Origin of the sequence: Tsukamurella ocularis, from assembly GCF_024807615.1 — a bacterium.
In the GTDB taxonomy this organism is placed as follows: domain Bacteria; phylum Actinomycetota; class Actinomycetes; order Mycobacteriales; family Mycobacteriaceae; genus Tsukamurella; species Tsukamurella ocularis.
In genome coordinates this window covers 848,521-866,038 of record NZ_JANUCJ010000002.1, presented here as the reverse complement: position 1 = coordinate 866,038, position 17,518 = coordinate 848,521, and the positions used below count along the sequence as shown (strand labels likewise).

General features: G+C 70.3%; 17 protein-coding genes and 1 pseudogene. 8 read left to right on the top strand and 10 right to left on the bottom strand.

The genetic code is table 11. The features are described 5' to 3' along the window. The first annotated feature begins 156 nt into the window (after positions 1–156). From HNP44_RS10230 to HNP44_RS10220, 3 genes are all read left to right on the top strand, one after another. Positions 157–1,143, top strand: coding sequence for an AurF N-oxygenase family protein (locus HNP44_RS10230; RefSeq protein ID WP_259140258.1), 987 nt, complete (start codon positions 157–159; stop codon positions 1,141–1,143). 101 nt (positions 1,144–1,244) lie between these two features. Next, entirely contained in the window at positions 1,245–1,862 is a 618-nt protein-coding gene (locus HNP44_RS10225; RefSeq protein ID WP_259139773.1) for a ClpP family protease, read from the top strand. Next, complete coding sequence (locus HNP44_RS10220; RefSeq protein WP_259139774.1) at positions 1,859–2,443, top strand: ClpP family protease; 585 nt, start codon at positions 1,859–1,861, stop codon at positions 2,441–2,443. The genes HNP44_RS10225 and HNP44_RS10220 overlap by 4 nt, the downstream gene beginning before the upstream one ends. A gap of 4 nt (positions 2,444–2,447) precedes the next feature. Here the strand turns inward: HNP44_RS10220 and HNP44_RS10215 are convergent, their stop codons facing one another. From HNP44_RS10215 to HNP44_RS10200, 4 genes are read right to left on the bottom strand one after another with little or no spacing between them, the layout of a single operon-like run. Next, positions 2,448–2,795 (bottom strand): helix-turn-helix domain-containing protein, encoded by a 348-nt coding sequence (locus HNP44_RS10215; RefSeq protein ID WP_259139776.1) that lies wholly within the window; start codon positions 2,793–2,795, stop codon positions 2,448–2,450. A 60-nt stretch (positions 2,796–2,855) separates the two neighbouring features. Next, a complete protein-coding gene (locus HNP44_RS10210) occupies positions 2,856–5,069 on the bottom strand; it encodes a glycoside hydrolase family 3 C-terminal domain-containing protein (protein ID WP_259139777.1) in 2,214 nt (737 codons plus the stop codon). A 28-nt stretch (positions 5,070–5,097) separates the two neighbouring features. After that, complete coding sequence (locus HNP44_RS10205; protein ID WP_259140259.1) at positions 5,098–5,952, bottom strand: Sir2 family NAD-dependent protein deacetylase; 855 nt, start codon at positions 5,950–5,952, stop codon at positions 5,098–5,100. Between the two features lie 35 nt (positions 5,953–5,987). Beyond that, a complete protein-coding gene (locus HNP44_RS10200; RefSeq protein WP_259139778.1) occupies positions 5,988–7,004 on the bottom strand; it encodes a magnesium and cobalt transport protein CorA in 1,017 nt (338 codons plus the stop codon). A gap of 112 nt (positions 7,005–7,116) precedes the next feature. Here HNP44_RS10200 and HNP44_RS10195 point away from each other — a divergent pair, with 112 nt between their 5' ends. Together HNP44_RS10195 and HNP44_RS10190 are read left to right on the top strand one after the other, a co-directional pair. Beyond that, positions 7,117–8,487, top strand: coding sequence for an MFS transporter (locus HNP44_RS10195; protein ID WP_259139780.1), 1,371 nt, complete (start codon positions 7,117–7,119; stop codon positions 8,485–8,487). Between the two features lie 13 nt (positions 8,488–8,500). Beyond that, positions 8,501–9,856, top strand: coding sequence for an MFS transporter (locus HNP44_RS10190; protein ID WP_259139782.1), 1,356 nt, complete (start codon positions 8,501–8,503; stop codon positions 9,854–9,856). A 103-nt stretch (positions 9,857–9,959) separates the two neighbouring features. Here HNP44_RS10190 and HNP44_RS10185 read toward each other — a convergent pair whose 3' ends face one another. Next, positions 9,960–10,712, bottom strand: coding sequence for an isocitrate lyase/PEP mutase family protein (locus HNP44_RS10185; protein ID WP_259139784.1), 753 nt, complete (start codon positions 10,710–10,712; stop codon positions 9,960–9,962). Positions 10,713–10,803: 91 nt separating this feature from the next. On the opposite strand from HNP44_RS10185, the gene HNP44_RS10180 reads away from it, so the two are divergent. Together HNP44_RS10180 and HNP44_RS10175 are read left to right on the top strand one after the other, a co-directional pair. Next, positions 10,804–12,795: an ATP-binding cassette domain-containing protein gene (locus HNP44_RS10180; protein WP_259139785.1), complete on the top strand. Its 1,992-nt coding sequence runs from the start codon at positions 10,804–10,806 to the stop codon at positions 12,793–12,795. Further along, a complete protein-coding gene (locus HNP44_RS10175; RefSeq protein WP_259139786.1) occupies positions 12,792–13,562 on the top strand; it encodes an energy-coupling factor transporter transmembrane component T family protein in 771 nt (256 codons plus the stop codon). Before HNP44_RS10180 ends, HNP44_RS10175 begins: the two co-directional genes overlap by 4 nt. A gap of 75 nt (positions 13,563–13,637) precedes the next feature. Here the strand turns inward: HNP44_RS10175 and HNP44_RS10170 are convergent, their stop codons facing one another. The 5 genes and pseudogenes from HNP44_RS10170 to HNP44_RS10155 all read right to left on the bottom strand — a co-directional run bounded on the left by HNP44_RS10170 (position 13,638) and on the right by HNP44_RS10155 (position 17,059). Beyond that, on the bottom strand, positions 13,638–14,027 hold the full coding sequence (locus HNP44_RS10170; RefSeq protein ID WP_259139787.1) for an ectoine synthase: 390 nt from the start codon (positions 14,025–14,027) through the stop codon (positions 13,638–13,640). Beyond that, entirely contained in the window at positions 14,024–15,322 is a 1,299-nt protein-coding gene (ectB, locus tag HNP44_RS10165; protein ID WP_259139788.1) for a diaminobutyrate--2-oxoglutarate transaminase, read from the bottom strand. The genes HNP44_RS10170 and ectB overlap by 4 nt, the downstream gene beginning before the upstream one ends. A 38-nt stretch (positions 15,323–15,360) precedes the next feature. Continuing rightward, positions 15,361–15,891: a diaminobutyrate acetyltransferase gene (ectA, locus tag HNP44_RS10160; RefSeq protein ID WP_259139789.1), complete on the bottom strand. Its 531-nt coding sequence runs from the start codon at positions 15,889–15,891 to the stop codon at positions 15,361–15,363. Between the two features lie 104 nt (positions 15,892–15,995). After that, positions 15,996–16,139: pseudogene (locus HNP44_RS20940) on the bottom strand (virginiamycin B lyase family protein); the annotation flags it as partial. A 56-nt stretch (positions 16,140–16,195) separates the two neighbouring features. Next, entirely contained in the window at positions 16,196–17,059 is an 864-nt protein-coding gene (locus tag HNP44_RS10155; RefSeq protein WP_259139790.1) for a ribokinase, read from the bottom strand. A 40-nt stretch (positions 17,060–17,099) separates the two neighbouring features. On the opposite strand from HNP44_RS10155, the gene HNP44_RS10150 reads away from it, so the two are divergent. Then, positions 17,100–17,480 carry a VOC family protein gene (locus tag HNP44_RS10150; protein WP_259139792.1) on the top strand — a complete coding sequence of 127 codons (381 nt, stop codon included), beginning with the start codon at positions 17,100–17,102 and terminating at the stop codon, positions 17,478–17,480. Positions 17,481–17,518: the final 38 nt, after the last annotated feature.

Here is a 17,518-nt window from a genome sequence, read left to right as displayed (position 1 = left end):
TGGGATCCGGTGCCCCGGGTGATCACGGGCGACCCTACAGGTGCGACCAGGACATTCATACAGACAGGTAGGAATTGTCCATCATCGTGGTACGTTTTAGTGAGAACTGTGTCAGCCCAGCAGGAGGAGTCCGTCGTGGCACTGCACATCACCCACATGGGCCGCACCCGCGGCCGCCCCTTCCCGGGGCAGGCGGAGTACGAGCAGACCCTGCACGACCTCTCCGAGGCCTCCGTTCAGCGCAACTTCGATCCGTACGTCGACATCGACTGGGACTCGCCTGAGCTGGCGGTCACGCCGGACGACCCGCGGTGGATCCTCGACTCCCGATTCGACCCGATCGGCCGCACCGAGTGGTATCAGTCGCAGCCGCGCTCGAAGCAGATCGAGATGGGCATGTGGCGCCAGGCGAACGTGGCCAAGGTCGGTCTGCAGTTCGAGTCGGTGCTGATCCGCGGCATCATGCAGTACACCGCGATGCAGCCGAACAACTCGCCGGAGTTCCGCTACGCCACGCACGAGGCGAAGGAGGAGTGCCAGCACACGCTGATGTTCCAGGAGTTCGTCAACCGGATCGGGATGGACGTCCCGGGCGGCCCGCTGTGGTTCCGCCGCCTGTCGCCGATCATCCCGCTGGCCGCAACCACCTTCCCGATGATCTTCTACATGGGCGTGCTCGGCGGCGAGGAGCCGATCGACCACGTGCAGAAGCAGTTCCTGCGTTCGGGGATCGAGCAGCATCCGACGATGACCGCGGTCATGCAGCTCCACGTGGCGGAGGAGGCGCGGCACATCTCCTTCGCGCATCAGCTATTGGAGCACCGCATCCCCACGCGCGGCGCCTTCCCGCGCTTCCTGCTCTCGCTGGCGCTGCCGATCGTGATGCGGTCGCTGCTCACCGCGATCGCGGTGCCGCCCCGCGCGTTCCGCAAGCGCTTCGAGATCCCCCGGGAGGTGTGGAAGGAGATGTACTGGCGCTCGCCCGAGTCGCAGGCGATGAAGCGCGAGGTCTTCGGCGACGTGCGGCTCCTGGCCGATAAGACGAAGCTGATGAACCCGGTCTCGCGCGTGCTGTGGCGCGCGCTCGGCATCGACGGCCGCGTCTCCCGCTTCCGGAGCGAGCCCGCGTACGCCGCCGGCTGACCCGGTCCCGACCGATCCGCCTGGAGCGGAGCTGCCGTGAGCGGTTCCGCCCCAGGCGGATTCGTCTGTCCGGGGGAGGGGTTCGGCGCCACGATGGGCGCATGAGTGAAAACCCGAAGATCCCGCATTTCACCGAACGGGTGCGCCGCGAGCTCTACGACCGCCGCGTCGTCGTCCTCGACGGTCCGCTCGACGACGACAACGGCTCCCTGCTCGCCACCCAGATCCTCTCGCTCGCGTCCACGAGCTCGGCCGACATCGCGCTGTGGATCCACTCGCCGGGCGGCTCCGTCCCGTCGATGCTCGCGATCCGCGACGTGATGCGGCTCGTGCCGTGCGACGTCTCCACACTGGTCCTGGGCATCGCCTACAGCGCCGGACAGTTCCTGCTCTCCGCCGGCACGCCCGGCAAGCGTCGCGCGCTGCCGCACGCCCGAGTTCTCATGCACCAGGGCTCGGCGGGCATCGGCGGCACGGCGGTCGATATCGAGCTGCAGGCCGGCGACCTGCGGCACACCCGCGACACCGTCCTCGGCCTGATCGCCGACGATACTTGCCGGCCCCTGGAGCAGATCTTCGAGGACTCGCTGCACGACCGCTGGTACACGGCAGAGCAGGCCCGCGAGTACGGCTTCATCGACGAGATCGTCGAGTCCTTCGACACCGTGGTGCCGGGCCGGCGCCGGGCCGGCTTCGACCTGACGGGAGCCACTCGATGAGCACCTACACGATCCCCAACGTCATCGACCGTCGCCCGAACGGCGAGCGGATCACCGACGTCTACTCGCACCTGCTCTCCGAGCGCGTCGTCTACCTCGGCACCGCGATCGATGCGGGCGTCGCGAACGCGATCGTCGCGCAGCTGCTCTTCCTCGCCTCCGACGGCGACGGCGAGATCCAGCTGTACATCAACTGCGAGGGCGGCGATCCCAGTGCGGCGCTGGCGATCTACGACACCCTGCGCTACATCCGCCCGACGGTGGCGACCACGTGCGTCGGGCAGGCGGTCGCCGTCGGCGCGCTCCTCCTCGCAGGCGGCGCGCCTGGGCGCAGGATGGCGCTGCCGCACGCGCGGGTGGTGCTGCACCAGCCCTCCGCGCAGGGCCGCGGCACCATCCCGGACCTGATCCTCCAGGCCGACGAGGTGATCCGTGTCCGCGCACAGATGGAGCGGGTGCTGGCCCGGCACACGGGGCGGACGCCCGAGGAACTGCGCGCCGATACGGACCACGACCGCGTCTTCACCGCCGAGGCGGCCGTCGACTACGGGCTGATCGACGAGGTGATCGAGGAGGCCTGACGGCTCAGGCCGCCAGCGTCAACAGGCGCGGAGCGGGGGCGGCGGGCTCGGGGGAGACGGGGCCCGCCGCCGGCCGCGCGGTGCGATCGAGGCGCAGCACCGGGCGGGCGGCACCGAGTCGGCGGCCCACCTCGACGGCGACCGCCCCGACGCCGGTGCCGAGCGCCCCGGCGATCGCCGCCAGCATCTCGCTCGACGGGTCCTTGAGGCCGCGCTCGATCTCGGAGAGGTACTGCGGCGAGATCCCCGCCCGCGCCGCGGTGTCGGCCAACCGCTCGCCCCGCTCCTGGCGACGACGCCGCAACACACCGCCCAGTTCGTGCCGGAACAGTGCCTCGCCGCCGATCGTCATACCGGCAACGCTACGACGCCCGGGGGTGCGGCACCGTCGGATCCGCTCTGAGCAGCGCGGTCACTGCGCGGCGATCGCTACCTGCAGCCGGGACCGTGCCTCGTCGCCGGCCTCGCCGGGCAGCATGTCGAGGGCCTTCCCGATCGGCATGGATCCGGCGAGCTCCAGGAGCTGGTCGACGGGCATGCCGCCCGCCGCCCCCGCCAGCGTCGCGCGGAAGCCCTCGCCCGCGACGGGGTGCGCGGCCCACTCCGAGATCGTCGAGTCCATGTCCAGCCGCTGGGCGAGTACGTCCCCGCTGAGCGTGAGCGCGACGTCCGCGTCGATGTCCGCGCTGCTGCGGCCCACTTCGATCAGGTAGTCGCCGGGCGAGACGATCCACTCGCCGCGCGACGCGTCCCAGTGGGCGAAGGCGCGCCGCGGCAGGTCGAGCGTCACCGTCGTCGAGGCGCCGGGCTCGAGCGCAACCTTGTCGAAGGCGGCCAGCGACCGGCGCGGTCGGAAGACCGGGCCGGGTCCGCCGCCCACGTACAGCTGCACCACGTGACTGCCGGCGCGGTCGCCGGTGTTCGTGACGCGGACCGTGGCGGTCGCGCTGTCAGGCCCGGTGGCTCGCACGGCAAGGTCGTCGACCGCGAAGGTGGTGTAGCCGAGGCCGTGCCCGAACGCGTACCGCGGTGCGATGCCCCGCGTGGTGTACCAGCGGTAGCCCACGAGCATGCCCTCGCCGTAGCGCACGGTGCCCAGCTCGCCGGGGAAGGTCCCGAACGCCGGCGTCTCCTCCAGTCGGTGCGGGATCGACTCCGCGAGCCGGCCCGACGGTGCCGCGAGGCCGAACAGGAGGTCGGCGATCGCCGCGCCGCCGCCCTGTCCGAGGAGGAAGGCCTCGAGGATCGCATCCACCTCGTCGTGCCAGGGCTCGAGGTCGATCACGCCGCCGCCGACCAGCACGACGACGGTGCGCGGCGCCGCGGCGGCGACGGCGCGGAGCAGTTCGACCTGCCGCGGGTCGATCGCGAGATCCCGCCGGTCGAAGCCCTCGGACTCCTCGGCCTCGGTGAGTCCGGCGAAGACCACGGCCGTCCCGGACTGCGCGGCCGCCGCGACCGCCTCGGCGCGGAGCGCGTCGTCGTCCCCGCCGTCCTCGATCGCGTAGCCCGCCGCGAACTCCACCACGACGCCCAGATCGGCACCGCGCGATGTGATCTCGTCGAACGGGACGTCGACGCGGGTGGCGTTGATGTGGCTGGAGCCGCCGCCCTGGTAGCGCGAGGTGCGGGCCAGCTCGCCGATCACGGCGACCGACCCCGACGCGGGACCGAGGGGGAGCGCGCCGTTCTTGTTGCGCAGCAGGACGGCGCACTCCGCCGCGGCGTCCCGCGCGAGGGCGTGGTGCGCGTCGAGGTCCGCCGCGGGCTCGTCGTCCGACGGTGCCCAGCGCTTCAGGTCGATCACGCGCTGCGCCGCGCGCGTGACGACGGCCTCGTCGAGCTCGCCGGACTCGACCGCTGCGACGATCCGCGCCGCGCTGTTCGGGCCGTGCGGCATCTCCAGGTCGAGCCCGGCGCGCACCGCGGCGACGGGGTCGTGCACGGCGCCCCAGTCGGAGACGACGAGCCCGTCGTAGCCCCACTCGTCCCGGAGCACCGTCGTGAGCAGCCAGGGGTTCTCCGAGGCGTAGACGCCGTCGATGCGGTTGTACGAGCACATGACCGTTGCGGGGTCCGCGTCCTTGACGATCCGCTCGAACGCGGGCAGGTAGATCTCGCGGACGGTGCGCGGGTCTGCGTCGACGCTGACCCGCATGCGCTCCGTCTCCTGGTTGTTCAGGGCGAAATGCTTGACCGACGCGCCCGCGCCGCCGTCCTGCAGGCCCTGCACCTGGGCGGCGCCCAGTGCGCCGGCCAGCAGCGGATCCTCGGAGAAGTACTCGAAGTTGCGGCCGCACAGCGGATGCCGTTTGATGTTGACACCGGGGCCGAGCACCACGGCGACGCCGAGCGCCCGCGCCTCCGCCGCGACCGCCCCGCCGATGCGCCGCGCCAGGCCCGGATTCCAACTCGATCCCACGGCGACCGCCGGCGGGAAGCAGGTCGCGGGCGCGGAGGCGTTGAGTCCCAGGTGATCCGACGCGCCCACCTGGCGTCGCACGCCGTGCGGGCCGTCGGTCAGCACGATCGACGGGACGCCCGGGGCTGCGGCGGTGGTCCAGAAGTCGGCGCCTGTCAACAGGCGGGCGCGGTCCTCGAGCGGCAGGTCGGCGGCGGTGCTCACGGGATGTCCTCTCGGTCGGTGCAGGGGTTCAGGGGGCGACGAGGCGGTGCAGCGCCGTCGCGACGTCCACGTCGACGGTGACGTCGGCCAGCCCGTCGCCCCGCGTGCGTCCGCGGTTGACGATGATGACGGGCTTGCCCTGTTTGTGCGCGTGCCGTACGAACCGCAGCCCCGACATCACGGTGAGCGAACTGCCGAGTACGAGCAGGGCATCGGCATCGTCGACCATGGCGAAGGCACGCGCGACGCGCGGCTTGGGTACGGACTCTCCGAAGTAGACGATGTCGGGTTTGAGGATGCCGCCGCAGGTGCCACAGTCGACCATGGTGAAGTCCGTCGTGTCCTCGACCACGACGTCGGCGTCGGGCGCGACCTCGACCGCGCCGCGGTCGGCGATGCGCGCGGCGAAGCCCGCGTTGAGCGGCTCGAGCTCCGCGTGCAGGCGATGCCGGCTGATCCGGTTCTCACAGCTCAGGCAGCGCACCTGAGCGTAGTTGCCGTGCAGGTCGATGACGCCGCGCGAGCCGGCCTTGAGGTGCAGCAGGTCCACGTTCTGTGTGATGATCCCGCTGATGCCGGGGAGCGCCGCCAGGGACCGATGCGCGGGGTTGGGCAGCGCGGCGTCCATGTGGCGCCAGCCGAGGTGGTTGCGGGCCCAGTACCGCCGCCGGAACTCGGGTGAGCCGAGGAACTGCTGGATCGTCATCGGGTTCCGACGGGGCGCCCCGGGGCTGCGGTAGTCGGGAATGCCCGACGCGGTGGAGATTCCCGCGCCGGTCAGGGCGACGATCCGCCGGCCGCGGAGCAGAGCGCGGGCCCGGTCGAGCCGCTCGGCGTAGTCCGGGTCCTGCGCGGTGGCCTCCGCGGGCTCCCAGGCTGGCATCGCAGTGCGCACCCGTCCAGGCTACGTCGCTCGGGTCAGTCGGCGGCGCCCAGTGGATTCTCGGGCATCGACTCCTTGCGGCGCAGCCACAGGCGCAGGGCGATGAGCGGCACGAACAGGCCGCAGACGCCGAAGATCAGGAACTGCCAGGGCCCGCCGATGTGGTCGACGAGCCAGCCGAAGTTCTGCCCGAAGAAGCCGGTGACGAAGGTCAGCGGGAGGAAGATGGTGGAGAGGACGGTGAGCCGCTCGATGGTCGAGCTCTGTCGCGCCGCCGAGTGCGCCTGCTGCACCGAGACGACGGCGATGTTCGCCTGCAGGATGGTGCCGAGCAGGTCGCGCTGCGCGGAAACCTCCTCGTTGACGAGTTGCAGCCGGTCGTAGACGTCGCGGAGGTAGGGGGAGAGGCGTTCCTCGCCGAGGCCTTTGCCCACCGTGGTGACCACGGCGAGCAGCGGGTGGGCGGCGCGGTAGAAGTTCGTCACCTCGCGCCGGAGGAGGTAGATCCGCTCCGTGGGCGCGACGGCGCCGGAGAAGACCGTCGCCTCGATCTGCTCGATGTCGTGCTCCAGGCCGGCGACGACGGGCTCGTAACCGTCGACGACCTGATCGAGGATCGCCCACAGCACCGCGTCGGTGCCGAGCGCGAGGAGCTCCGGCTTCTGCTCGAGCCGAGCCCGGGCCTGATGCAGCTCACTCGCGACGCCCTGCCGCACGGTGATGACGAAATTCTTCGCGACGAAGACGCTGATCTCGCCGAAGTCGACCTCCTCGCGGGCGTCGTCGTAGCGCGCGGTCCGAAGGATCACCAACTTCACCGAGGCCTCGAAGTCCTCGACTTTGGGTCTGAGGTGATAGTCCTGCGCGTCCTCGACGGCGAGCTCGTGCAGGTCGAAGGCCTCGCGGACGGACTCCATCTCCCCGGGGGTCGGCTCGAACAGGCCGAGCCACACGAAGCCGTCCTCGGTGCACAGGCGCGCGGCGTCCAGCGGGGCGAGGGTCTCCTCGGCCTGCCGGGCGCCGCCCAGGTAGTGGGCGCAATCGACGATCACTCGGGAGATTCAACTCCACCTCGGGCGCTCGCGTGCGGTATCGCACCGCCCATTCGCCTGGCGGTCACCGCCCCGACACCACTGTATTCGTTTACCGAAGTATATTTCGACGATGACCACCGAGACCACGCAGGCACCGTCGATCGCGGCGCGCCTGGACCGGCTGCCGATGACCCGGCTGCACTTCGCCGCTGTCGGCGTCATCGGGCTGGGCCTGTTCTTCGACCAGTACGAGAACTTCCTCGCCGCGACCATCGCGACCGTGCTCAAGAAGGACTTCGCACTCGGGCAGGACGAACTCAAAGTGCTGCTGGCATCCGCGTTCATCGGCCAGTTCATCGGCGCCCTGTTCATGGGCCGCCTCGCGGACCGCTACGGGCGCCGCACCGCGTTCATGATCAACCTGGCGCTCTACTCGGCGATGTCGCTCGCGGGCGCGTTCAGCCCCAACGCCGCGTTCCTCGTCGTCACTCGGTTCGTCGCCGGGATCGGCATCGGCGGCGAGTTCGCGCTCGCCGATTCCTACCTCTCGGACATCCTGCCGAAGAACGTGCGCGGCAAGTACATCTCGCTCGCGTACGTGGTGTCCTTCCTCGGCGTCCCGGTTGTCGGGTTCGCCGCGCGCTGGCTCACCCCGCAGGCTTTCGATCTCGGTGGAGTGGAGGTGCAGGGGTGGCGGCTGCTGTTCGTTTTCGGCGCACTCGGGTCGTTGCTGGTGTGGCTGGTCCGACGGGGCCTGCCCGAGTCGCCCCGGTGGTTGGAGGCACAGGGGCGCTACGACGAGGCCGACGCCATCGTCCGTCGGATGGAGGCGCAGGCGGTGAAGGAGGGGAACGTGCTCGCCGAACCGGACGCGGCCCTCCGCCCGGTGAGGTCCCACGCGATCACCATCCGCGCCCTGTTCCGCCCGCCGTACCGACGGCGGACCGTCATGCTGTGGATCGTCTCCGCACTGGAGGTCTTCGGGTACTACGGATTCGGCACCATCGCGCCGCTGGTCCTGCTCGCCAAGGGCTACTCGATCCAGACCTCGCTGCTGTTCGTGGCGCTGTCCTACATCGGCTACCCGCTGGGCGCCGCGCTCGCGGTGCCGATCGTCGAGCGGATCGAGCGCCGGTACCTGGTGATCGGCTCGGCGGGCCTGATGGCCGTCTTCGGCCTGTGGTTCGGCTTCGCCGCCAGTCCGGTGCAGATCGTGCTCGCCGGGTTCCTCTACACGGTCTCGTCGAACCTGTTCTCCAACGCGTACCACGTCTATCTCGCGGACTCCTACCCCACGGCGATCCGCGGGACGGCCGCCGGCGCCGCCTACTCGCTGTCGAAGCTGGTGACCGCGTTTCTTCCGTTCGTTCTGCTTCCGATTCTCGACGAGCGTGGCAGCGTGTGGGTGTTCGCGGTGGTCGCGGCGGCGATGCTCGCCCTGATGATCACGGTGGCCGCCCTCGGCCATCGGAGCACGGGCCGCTCCGCCGACGAGGTCTAGGACGGAAGGCATCATGACGGAATCCATTGCGACGAAGCCCGTCTCGTCGCGGGCGGAGACCCGCCGGGCGATCTGGAACACGCTGCGCGGATCGAGCGGCAACCTGGTCGAGTGGTACGACGTCTACGTCTACACGGTGTTCGCGACCTACTTCGAGAGCCAGTTCTTCGACAAGGCCGATAAGAACTCGACCGTCTACGTCTACGCGATCTTCGCCGTCACCTTCCTGATGCGACCCGTCGGTTCGTGGTTCTTCGGCCGGTACGCCGACCGCAAGGGCAGGCGGGCGGCGCTCACGATGAGCGTCTCGCTGATGGCCGCGTGCTCGTTCGTCATCGCGATCGTCCCCGGCCGCGAGACGATCGGCATGGCGGCCGCGGTGATCCTCATCGTGTGCCGCCTGGTGCAGGGCTTCGCGACGGGCGGCGAGTACGGCACCTCGGCGACGTACATGTCGGAGGCGGCCACCCGCGAGCGCCGAGGCTTCTTCTCCTCGTTCCAGTACGTCACGCTCGTCGGCGGGCACGTGCTCGCACAGTTCATGCTGCTCGTGCTCCTGGGGATCTTCTCCAAGGCGCAGGTGTCCGACTTCGGCTGGCGCATCGCGTTCTTCGTCGGCGGCATCGCGGCGATCGTCGTCTTCTGGCTGCGGCGCACGATGGACGAGTCCCTCTCGGAGCAGCAGCTCGCCGCGATCCGCGACGGCGAGGACACCAGTTCCGGCACCATGCGCGAGCTGCTCACCGGTTACTGGCAACAGCTGGTGCTGTGCTTCCTCGTCACGATGGGCGGCACGCTCGCCTTCTACGTCTACAGCGTCAACGCCCCGGCGATCGTCAAGACGGCCTACACCGATCACGCGCTGACGGCGACGTGGGTGAATCTGATCGGCCTGATCTTCCTCATGCTCATCCAGCCGATCGGCGGCACGATCAGCGACCGGATCGGCCGCAAGCCGATGCTGATCTTCTTCGGCGTGGGCGGCGTCTTCTACACGTACTTCCTCATCACGTTCCTGCCGAACATCCACGTCGCGATCGGGTCGCTCGCGATGGTGTGCGCCGGCTACATCATCATCACGGGCTACACGTCGATCAACGCGCTGGTGAAGGCGGAGCTGTTCCCCTCGCACGTGCGTGCCCTGGGGGTGGGCATCGGCTACGCCCTCGCCAACTCGATCTTCGGCGGCACCGCGCCGCTGATCTACGAGGCTGCCAAGAAGTCCGGCCACGTGCCCTGGTTCATCGCCTATGTCACGATCACCATCGCGATTTCGCTCTTCGTGTACATCTTCTTCCTGCACAACAAGTCCGAGACGTACCTCGATCGGGAGCGGGGCTCCGCCTGGGTGCCCGACGGTACGCGGTAGCGCCCCCTGCGGCGCTGACCGGTCACGCGGCCCGGTTCATCGCCGGTGCGTCAACGACGCCCTGGCACTCGTCGTGGCCAGGGCGTCGCGCGAGGCATGAGGATCAGCGCCAGCGCGCGAGCAGTTCGTTCGAGCGTTCGGTGAGCGCCATCTGCCAGATCGGGCCGAAGCTGATCCGGCCCGCGCCGGCAGCGGCGAGGGCGGCCAGATCGTCGGTCGCGGGATTCGCGATCGCGTTCACCGGGAGCGGCAGAGCGTCCGCGAGGTGACGGAGCGTGGCCGCGTCGTGGAACGCGACCGGGTACAGCGAATCGGCGCCCGCGCCGACGCACAGCTGCATCCGCGCGATGGCGCGCTCTACGCGATCCTCCGCCTCGCCCACCTGGTTCTTGAAGATGTCGGTGCGGGCGTTGATCACGACGTGCACGCCCGCAGCGTCGGAGGCGGCGCGCAGCGCGGCGACCAGGTCGGCGTGCTCCTGCGCGTCGCGGAACCGGCCGCCCTCGGAGTGCACCGTGTCCTCGATGTTCAGGCCCACCGCGCCGGCACCGAGGAGGCCCTCGATGATCCGTTCGGCTGACTGCCCGTAGCCCGACTCGATGTCGACGGACACGGGAACATCGACGGACGAGGTGATCTGCGCGACGCGGGTCAGCGCCTCCTCGAAGCTCATGCCCTCGCCGTCGGGGCGGCCGATCGAATCGGCCATCGGGTGCGAGCCGACGGTGAGAGCGGCGAAGCCCGCCGTGACCGCGGTGTTCGCGGACCAGGCGTCCCAAGTGGTGGGCAGGACGACGGGATCGCCCTTGCGGTGCAGGGACTTGAGGGTCACGGCCAGATCAGCGAGCGAGGTCATGTCCTCAGTCTGGCCCATCCGCCCGCCCGGCGCACTGCTTCGGAAGGGCCCGTCGCCCGCTGATATGTGCGGTCGCGGATAGGGTGATTCGATGTCGGAAACCGAGTCGGGTCCGCTGCGGCCCGTCGAGCTCGCGCACGCCGCGGTCACGGCCGCCCTCATGTCCGCGATCGCCGTGCTGTCGATGGTCGTCCCGGGTGCCGTCGTCTTCGCCTGGGCCGGCGCCGTTCCCATGGGCGTGCTGGCCTTCCACCACCGCACACGGGTCGCGGTCGCCACGACGATGGCCTCCGGGGCCGTCGCCTTCCTGCTCGCCGGATTCGGCGGCCTGGTGTCCGCGTGGACCTGCGTGTACATGGGAGTCATCTGCGGTCAGGTCCGCCGAAGGGGCCGCGGGCGCGGGGTCATGCTCGGCGTCGCCTCCCTGTGGGGAGTCGTGGTGGCGACCGCGGTATTCGCCTTCCTCGCGGTGTTTGCGGAGATGCGCAGCGTGGTGCTCGGCGCATTCGCGGCGAACGTACGCGGCCTAGGCGCTCTCCTGCTGCCGCTCCCGGGCGGAGCGGGGCCCGGATCGGCGCTGCAGCGGCTCGCAGACTTCGGGCTGCAGCACTGGCAGGTATTCGTGTGGGTATCGGTCTGGCTCATCGTGGTCCTCGGTTGCTCCTTCGCCTGGCGCATCCTCACTCCAGTGCTCCGCCGGGTCCGGGCCACCAGCGTCGCGCCGCGCGACCTCTTCCCCCGCGAGCCCGACGACGGTGCGCCCCGCCCGCTACCGCTCGCGCTGCAGGATGTCGCCTTCCGCTACCCGGAGGCACGGCACGAGACGCTCTCCGGCGTCTCCTTCGCCGTTGAACCGGGCGATCACGTCGCGGTGACCGGCGCCAACGGCACCGGCAAGTCGACGCTCATGCGCGTGCTGGCGGGACTCCTTCCCACCGGCGGGACCGTCGACCGCCCCGGCACCGTGGGGCTCGGCCGGGTCGGTGGCACCGCACTCGTGCTGCAGCACGCCGACAGTCAGGTGCTCGGGATTCGCGTCGCGGACGACGTCGTCTGGGGCCTGCCGGACGGGGTCGAGGTCGACGTCGACGGCCTGCTCGCGGAAGTCGGGCTCGGCGGCATGGGGGATCGTGATACCTCTGGCCTCTCGGGCGGGGAGGCGCAGCGTCTCGCCGTCGCGGCGGCCCTCGCCCGGCGGCCCGCACTCGTTATCGCCGACGAGGTCACCACCATGGTGGACCGGGACGGCCGCGAGGATCTGATGGCGCTGCTGGGCGGCCTGACCCGGCAGCACGCCCTGAGCCTGGTGAACATCACCCACTACCCGGAGGAGGCGGCCGGGGCGGACCGCACCGTCGACCTGGGGAGCGCGCAGCGCGCCGACCCTCCCGCGTCCGCCTCGGCAGGGCGTGTCCGCCCCGCCCTCGGCGCACCGCTGCTCCTGCTGCGCGGGGTGCACTACGAGTACGACGCCGGGACGCCCTGGCGGCGCACGGCGCTGCGCGGCGTCGACTTCGTCGTGCGTGCGGGGGAGTCGATACTGCTCTGCGGCGGCAACGGGTCGGGCAAGTCGACGCTCGCCTGGGTGATGGCCGGGCTTCTCGAGCCCACCGCCGGTACCTGTGAGCTCGACGGTGCTCCCGTCGCCGAGCACGTCGGAGCGGTGGCGCTCGCGCTGCAGGCGGCCCGCCTGCAGCTGGTGCGCGGGACCGCCGGCGACGCGCTCGCGGCTTTGGCCGGCTTCCGAGGCGACGATGCACCTGCGATCACCCGGGCCCTCGCCTCCGTCGGCCTCCCCGCAGCGACGGCGGAACTCCTCGTCGACCGACTCAGCGGCGGCCAGCTCCGCCGGGTGGCGCTCGCGGGGCTGCTCGGCCGCGCGCCGCGGTTGCTCATCCTCGACGAGCCGCTGGCCGGCCTGGACCTGCTCTCGCAGCGCGAGCTCGTCGAGCTGCTGATCGGTATCCGCGACGGCGGCCAGGCGATGGTGATCATCTCGCACGACGTCGACCACCTCGACCGGCTGTGCGATCGGACGGTCCACCTCACCCGCGGCGCGATCGACGCGGAGGAGGTGGCATGAGTCGGTCGACGTCGTTGGTGCTGCGGACGCTGCCGCAGCGCTCCTACCTGCATGATCTCTGGGCCGGCACGAAGCTGCTCGCGGTGGCGGCGGTCTCGGTCGTCCTCACGGTCGCCCCGAGCTGGCCGGTGGTCGGGCTGCTCGCCGCGTTGCTGGTAGTCGCTGCTGCGGCGGCGCGGATCCCACTGTCAGTGGTGCCGACCGTGCCGCGGTGGGTGCTCGTGGTGGTGCTCATCGGCGGGTGCCTGATGGCCGCGAGCGGCGGTGTGCCCCACGTGGACGTCGCCGGCGTCACCGTCGGCCTCGGCGGCCTGCTCAACCTGCTGCGCGTGATCCTGCTGGGGCTGGTGCTTCTCGGGGCCGGCGCGCTCATCGCGTGGACCACGGACCCCGCCGACGTGGCGCCCGCGGTCGCGCGGCTGTGCGGGCCGTTGCGCCGGTTGCGGTTTCCGGTAGACGAGTGGGCCGTGACCCTCGCGCTGGCGCTGCGCACGTTCCCGCTGATGATCGACGAGTTCCGGACGCTGTCGGCGGCGCGCCGCCTCCAGCCGCCGCCCGCGGTGAAGCGCTCCCGCCGTGCTGATCTGGTCGACCTCTGCGTCGCGGCGATGGTCGTCTCCCTGCGCCGCGCAACGGAGATGGGAGAGGCGATCGCCGCCCGCGGCGGCACCGGCCGCCTCGTCGTGCGCGCCGCCGGCCCCGGCCGCATCGACGCCCTCGCCGGCCTCGTGGTCCTCGCCGTGTGCGCCCTCGCCCTCACCCTATGACGCAATTGAACGACGTTATGGAGAACCCGACCTGGGGTTTTACTCTCCATAACGTCGTTCAATTGCTGAGGGGTGTCAGTCGACGGCGACCAGGGGGTAGACGCCGTTCTCGTCGTGCACCTCGGTGCCGACGACGGGCGGGTTGAAGACGCACAGCATGCGCATGCGGGTCTTCGTGGTCACGGTGTGCCGCTCATTGCCGTCCAGCAGGTACATCGTGCCGGGGGCGAGCTGGTACTCGACGCCGGTCTCCCGGTCGAGGAGCGTGCCCTCGCCCTCCACCAGCCATACGGCCTCCACGTGGTTGGCGTAGTGGAACTCGTTGACGGTGCCGGGCTCGATGACGGTCTCGTGGAACGAGAAGCCGACCCGGTCGCCGCCGAGCACGATGCGCTTGCTGCGCCAGTTCCCGGCGGCGACGTCGCGTTCGGTGCCGGTGATCTCGTCGATGGTGCGCACGATCATGCGGACAGTGCCTTTCGAGTCGCAGTGGCGAGGATGTCGAGGCCGAGGTCGAGCTCGGAGTCGGTGATGGTGAGCGCGGGCAGGAGCTTGACCACCTCGTCCGACGGGCCGGAGGTCTCCGCGAGGAGGCCCTGCTGGTAGGCGGCGGCGCAGACGGCGCCCGCCTTGTCGGCGTCGTTGAAGACCAGGCCCTGCACCATGCCGCGACCGCGGTGGCTGAGCTGCTCCGGGAACTCGGCGCACAGCTCGTCGAAGCGCTTCTCGATATGGGCGCCCTTCCGGAGCGTCTCCTTCTCGAGGACGTCGTCTGACCAGAACTCGTCGATCGCGTGCTTGGCGGTGACGAAGGCGGGGTTGTTGCCGCGGAAGGTGCCGTTGTGCTCTCCGGGGCCCCAGATGTCCAGCTCGGGCTTCATCAGCGTGAGGGCCATCGGCAGGCCGTAGCCGCCGATCGACTTGGAGAGCGTCACGATGTCCGGGGTGATCCCGGCCGCCTCGAAGGAGAAGAACGGACCTGTACGGCCGCAACCCATCTGGACGTCGTCGACGATGAGCAGCATGTCGTGCCGCTCGCACAGGTCGGCCAGCGCGCGCAGCCATTCGGGGCGCGCGACGTTGACGCCGCCCTCGCCCTGAACGGTCTCGACGATGACTCCGGCCGGCTTGTTCAGCCCCGAGCCGGAGTCGTCGAGCACGGCCTCGAACCACTGGAAATCCGGTGCGACGCCGTCGAAGTAGTTGTCGAAGGGCATGGGAGTCGCATGCACCAGCGGGATGCCGGCGCCGCCACGCTTCATCGAGTTGCCGGTCACCGACAACGCGCCCAACGTCATGCCGTGGAAGGCGTTGGTGAAGTTGATGATCGACTCGCGGCCCTTGACCTTGCGGGCGAGCTTCAGCGCCGCCTCCACGGTGTTGGTGCCGGTGGGGCCGGGGAACTGGACCTTGTAGTCCAGGCCGCGGGGCTTCAGGATCTTGTCCTCGAAGGTCTGCAGGAACTCGCCCTTCGCCACGGTCGACATGTCGAGCGAGTGCGTGATGTGGCCCTCGGAGATGTACTCCACCAGGGCCTGCTTCAGCTTGGGGTGGTTGTGCCCGTAGTTGAGGGCGCCGGCGCCCGCGAAGAAGTCCAGGTAGCGGCGGCCATCGCGGTCAATGAGCCAGGATCCCTCGGCCCGATCGAAGACGGCGGGCCAGCCGCGCGAGTAGCTGCGCACCTGAGACTCGCGGGTGCTGAAGATCGAGGGCTGCTCGAAATCGGCGGTGCTGGTGTGATCATCGGTCAGGGTGGACATGGTGATCCTCCTAGTGGGCCCGGTAGCGGCCCCGCCGGTCAGGCGGGGTCGATGACGTACAGCTGCTCGGGCTCGTGGGGGTCGGATTCAGTGGGGGAGATGTGGTGCGAGGCGAACAGATCGCGCACCGTGAGGGTGGAACGGCGCTTCTTCGCCACGGAGCCGAAGAGCACCTGGGACGCCGTGTTGGACGCGGTGATCGTGGTCTCCAGGCGTGAAACGCCCCTCACCGCAAGATGGTCCAACAGATCGATGAGCATACGCGAGGCGATGCCGTGGCCCCGATGGGCGGCGTCCACCGCCACCTGCCACACGAACAATGTGTCCGGGCGGTCGAGACGGCGGTACCCCGTGACGAAACCGGCGACGGCGCCGTCGCGTTCGGCGACGATCGACGACTCGGCGAAGTCACGGCACAACAAGGTGTACGCGTACGTCGAATTGAGATCGAGAACCTCGGTGTCCCGGGCGATCTCCCACAACCGGATTCCGTCCTCGATGGACGGGCGACGGGTGGTGACCCCCGTTTTCGCGGGGGCAGTGGGATCGCTCTTGTGAGACGGGCTCATCGCTTTCGACGCTAACAACCGGCATTGCGGAAGTCACCCGCGCTTCGGAATCGGTCAGCGGAACCCCGGGGTATCCCCAGCGAGGCGGGTCAATGTGAGATGGGTCACATCGAAGCTGCGGTGGGGCCGGCGCAGACGCTGTGCGGGCGGGCGGCAGTGTTGGGGAGCGGGTAGTGGGAGACGGCGCAGTCGGGCGTGATCCGACCGATCGGCCCCGCCCCGATCTCGACGAACCAGAGGGCCCCGTCCGGTCCGGTGGTTCAGGGCGTATGGGCCTCGCCGGGCACGTCGTGGACGGTGATCGTCATCGGGCGGTCTCCTGGGCGACGAGGAAGGCGTCGACTTCGGCAGCTGTCGGGGCGGCCGCCGCGCCGGCAGCGGTGGCAGTAAGGGCGCCGGCCGCGTTGGCGCGGCGGAGGCGCTCGGCGGGCGGGAGGAGCCAGTGCGCCGCGAGGGCGCCGGCGAAGGCGTCGCCGGCGCCGGTGGTGTCCACGACCTCGACCGCGAAGCCGGGGGTGTCGACGGTGCCGTCGGGTCCGGTCGCCCGGGCGCCGTCGCCCCCGAGGGTGGTGACGACGTGCGGCACGCGCCCAGCGACCTCGGCGAGCGCCTTCTCCTCGTCCCGGTTGACGATCACGCCGTCGAGGAGTTCGACGAGGTCGTCGGGGAGCGGCTGCACTGGTGAGGGATTGAGCAGTACGACGGTACCGGCCTCGCGTGCGGCGCGTGCGGCGTCGATGACTGCGGGAAGTGGGATCTCGAGCTGTAGGAGGAGCACGTCCGCGTCGGCGATCGCCGCGCGCGCCGCGTCGTCCACGCGGACCGCGGCGTTCGCGCCGGGCACGACCACGATGTGGTTCTCGCCGGAACCGTCGACGGTGACGTTCGCGAAGCCGGTGCTTCCGGGCGTGCGCGCGACGCGGGAGACGTCGACCTCCGCACCCGAGAGCGAGTCCAGGACCGTGCCTGCGGCGTCGTCGTCGCCGACCGCGCCGATGAAGACGGTCGCGGCACCCGAACGCGCCGCCGATCGGGCCTGATTCGCGCCCTTCCCGCCCTGTCCGAAGGCGACGGACACACCGGTCACCGTCTCGCCCGGATGCGGGAACCTTTCGCACACCGTGATCGCGTCCAGGTTCACGCTGCCCACCACGACCACCGACGTCATGCCCGCACCTTACGACGCGCGCCGGACGTAGGCTCGGCGCATGACCATGATTCGTCCGTTCCTCATGTTCCAGGGCGCGGTCGCCGAGGAGGCGATCGACCTGTACGTCGCGACCTTCGACGGGGCGGTCCTCAGCTCGGTGCCGCACGCGGATCCGAAGCACGGCATCCAGCTCGCCGAGGTGGTGATCAAGGGCGAGCACGTGCTCATCAGCGACAGCTCCGTCGACCACGCCTTCGACTTCACCCCGTCGACGTCGCTGTTCGTGGACTGCGACGACCGTGAGGAACTGGAGCGTCTCACCGAGGCGCTCGGAGCGGGAGGGAAGACCTACATGCCGGTGGGCGAGTACGGCTTCTCCGCCGCCTTCGCCTGGGTGGGGGACCGGTTCGGCGTGTCCTGGCAGCTCAACCTGGCCTGACAGTGCGCCTTACCGTCGTGCGGGCCGGCGGGCCGGCC

Bases quoted from the DNA above. Each gene is read 5' to 3' on its own strand.
- HNP44_RS10220 (WP_259139774.1), top strand. From the start codon at position 1,859: ATGAGCACCTACACGATCCCCAACGTCATCGACCGTCGCCCGAACGGC.
- ectB (WP_259139788.1), bottom strand. From the start codon at position 15,322: ATGTCCACCCTGACCGATGATCACACCAGCACCGCCGATTTCGAGCAG.
- ectA (WP_259139789.1), bottom strand. From the start codon at position 15,891: ATGAGCCCGTCTCACAAGAGCGATCCCACTGCCCCCGCGAAAACGGGG.
- HNP44_RS10180 (WP_259139785.1), top strand. From the start codon at position 10,804: ATGTCGGAAACCGAGTCGGGTCCGCTGCGGCCCGTCGAGCTCGCGCAC.
- HNP44_RS10170 (WP_259139787.1), bottom strand. From the start codon at position 14,027: ATGATCGTGCGCACCATCGACGAGATCACCGGCACCGAACGCGACGTC.
- HNP44_RS10150 (WP_259139792.1), top strand. From the start codon at position 17,100: ATGACCATGATTCGTCCGTTCCTCATGTTCCAGGGCGCGGTCGCCGAG.
- HNP44_RS10195 (WP_259139780.1), top strand. From the start codon at position 7,117: ATGACCACCGAGACCACGCAGGCACCGTCGATCGCGGCGCGCCTGGAC.
- HNP44_RS10215 (WP_259139776.1), bottom strand. From the start codon at position 2,795: ATGACGATCGGCGGCGAGGCACTGTTCCGGCACGAACTGGGCGGTGTG.
- HNP44_RS10230 (WP_259140258.1), top strand. From the start codon at position 157: ATGGGCCGCACCCGCGGCCGCCCCTTCCCGGGGCAGGCGGAGTACGAG.
- HNP44_RS10175 (WP_259139786.1), top strand. From the start codon at position 12,792: ATGAGTCGGTCGACGTCGTTGGTGCTGCGGACGCTGCCGCAGCGCTCC.
- HNP44_RS10225 (WP_259139773.1), top strand. From the start codon at position 1,245: ATGAGTGAAAACCCGAAGATCCCGCATTTCACCGAACGGGTGCGCCGC.
- HNP44_RS10185 (WP_259139784.1), bottom strand. From the start codon at position 10,712: ATGACCTCGCTCGCTGATCTGGCCGTGACCCTCAAGTCCCTGCACCGC.
- HNP44_RS10190 (WP_259139782.1), top strand. From the start codon at position 8,501: ATGACGGAATCCATTGCGACGAAGCCCGTCTCGTCGCGGGCGGAGACC.
- HNP44_RS10205 (WP_259140259.1), bottom strand. From the start codon at position 5,952: ATGCCAGCCTGGGAGCCCGCGGAGGCCACCGCGCAGGACCCGGACTAC.
- HNP44_RS10155 (WP_259139790.1), bottom strand. From the start codon at position 17,059: ATGACGTCGGTGGTCGTGGTGGGCAGCGTGAACCTGGACGCGATCACG.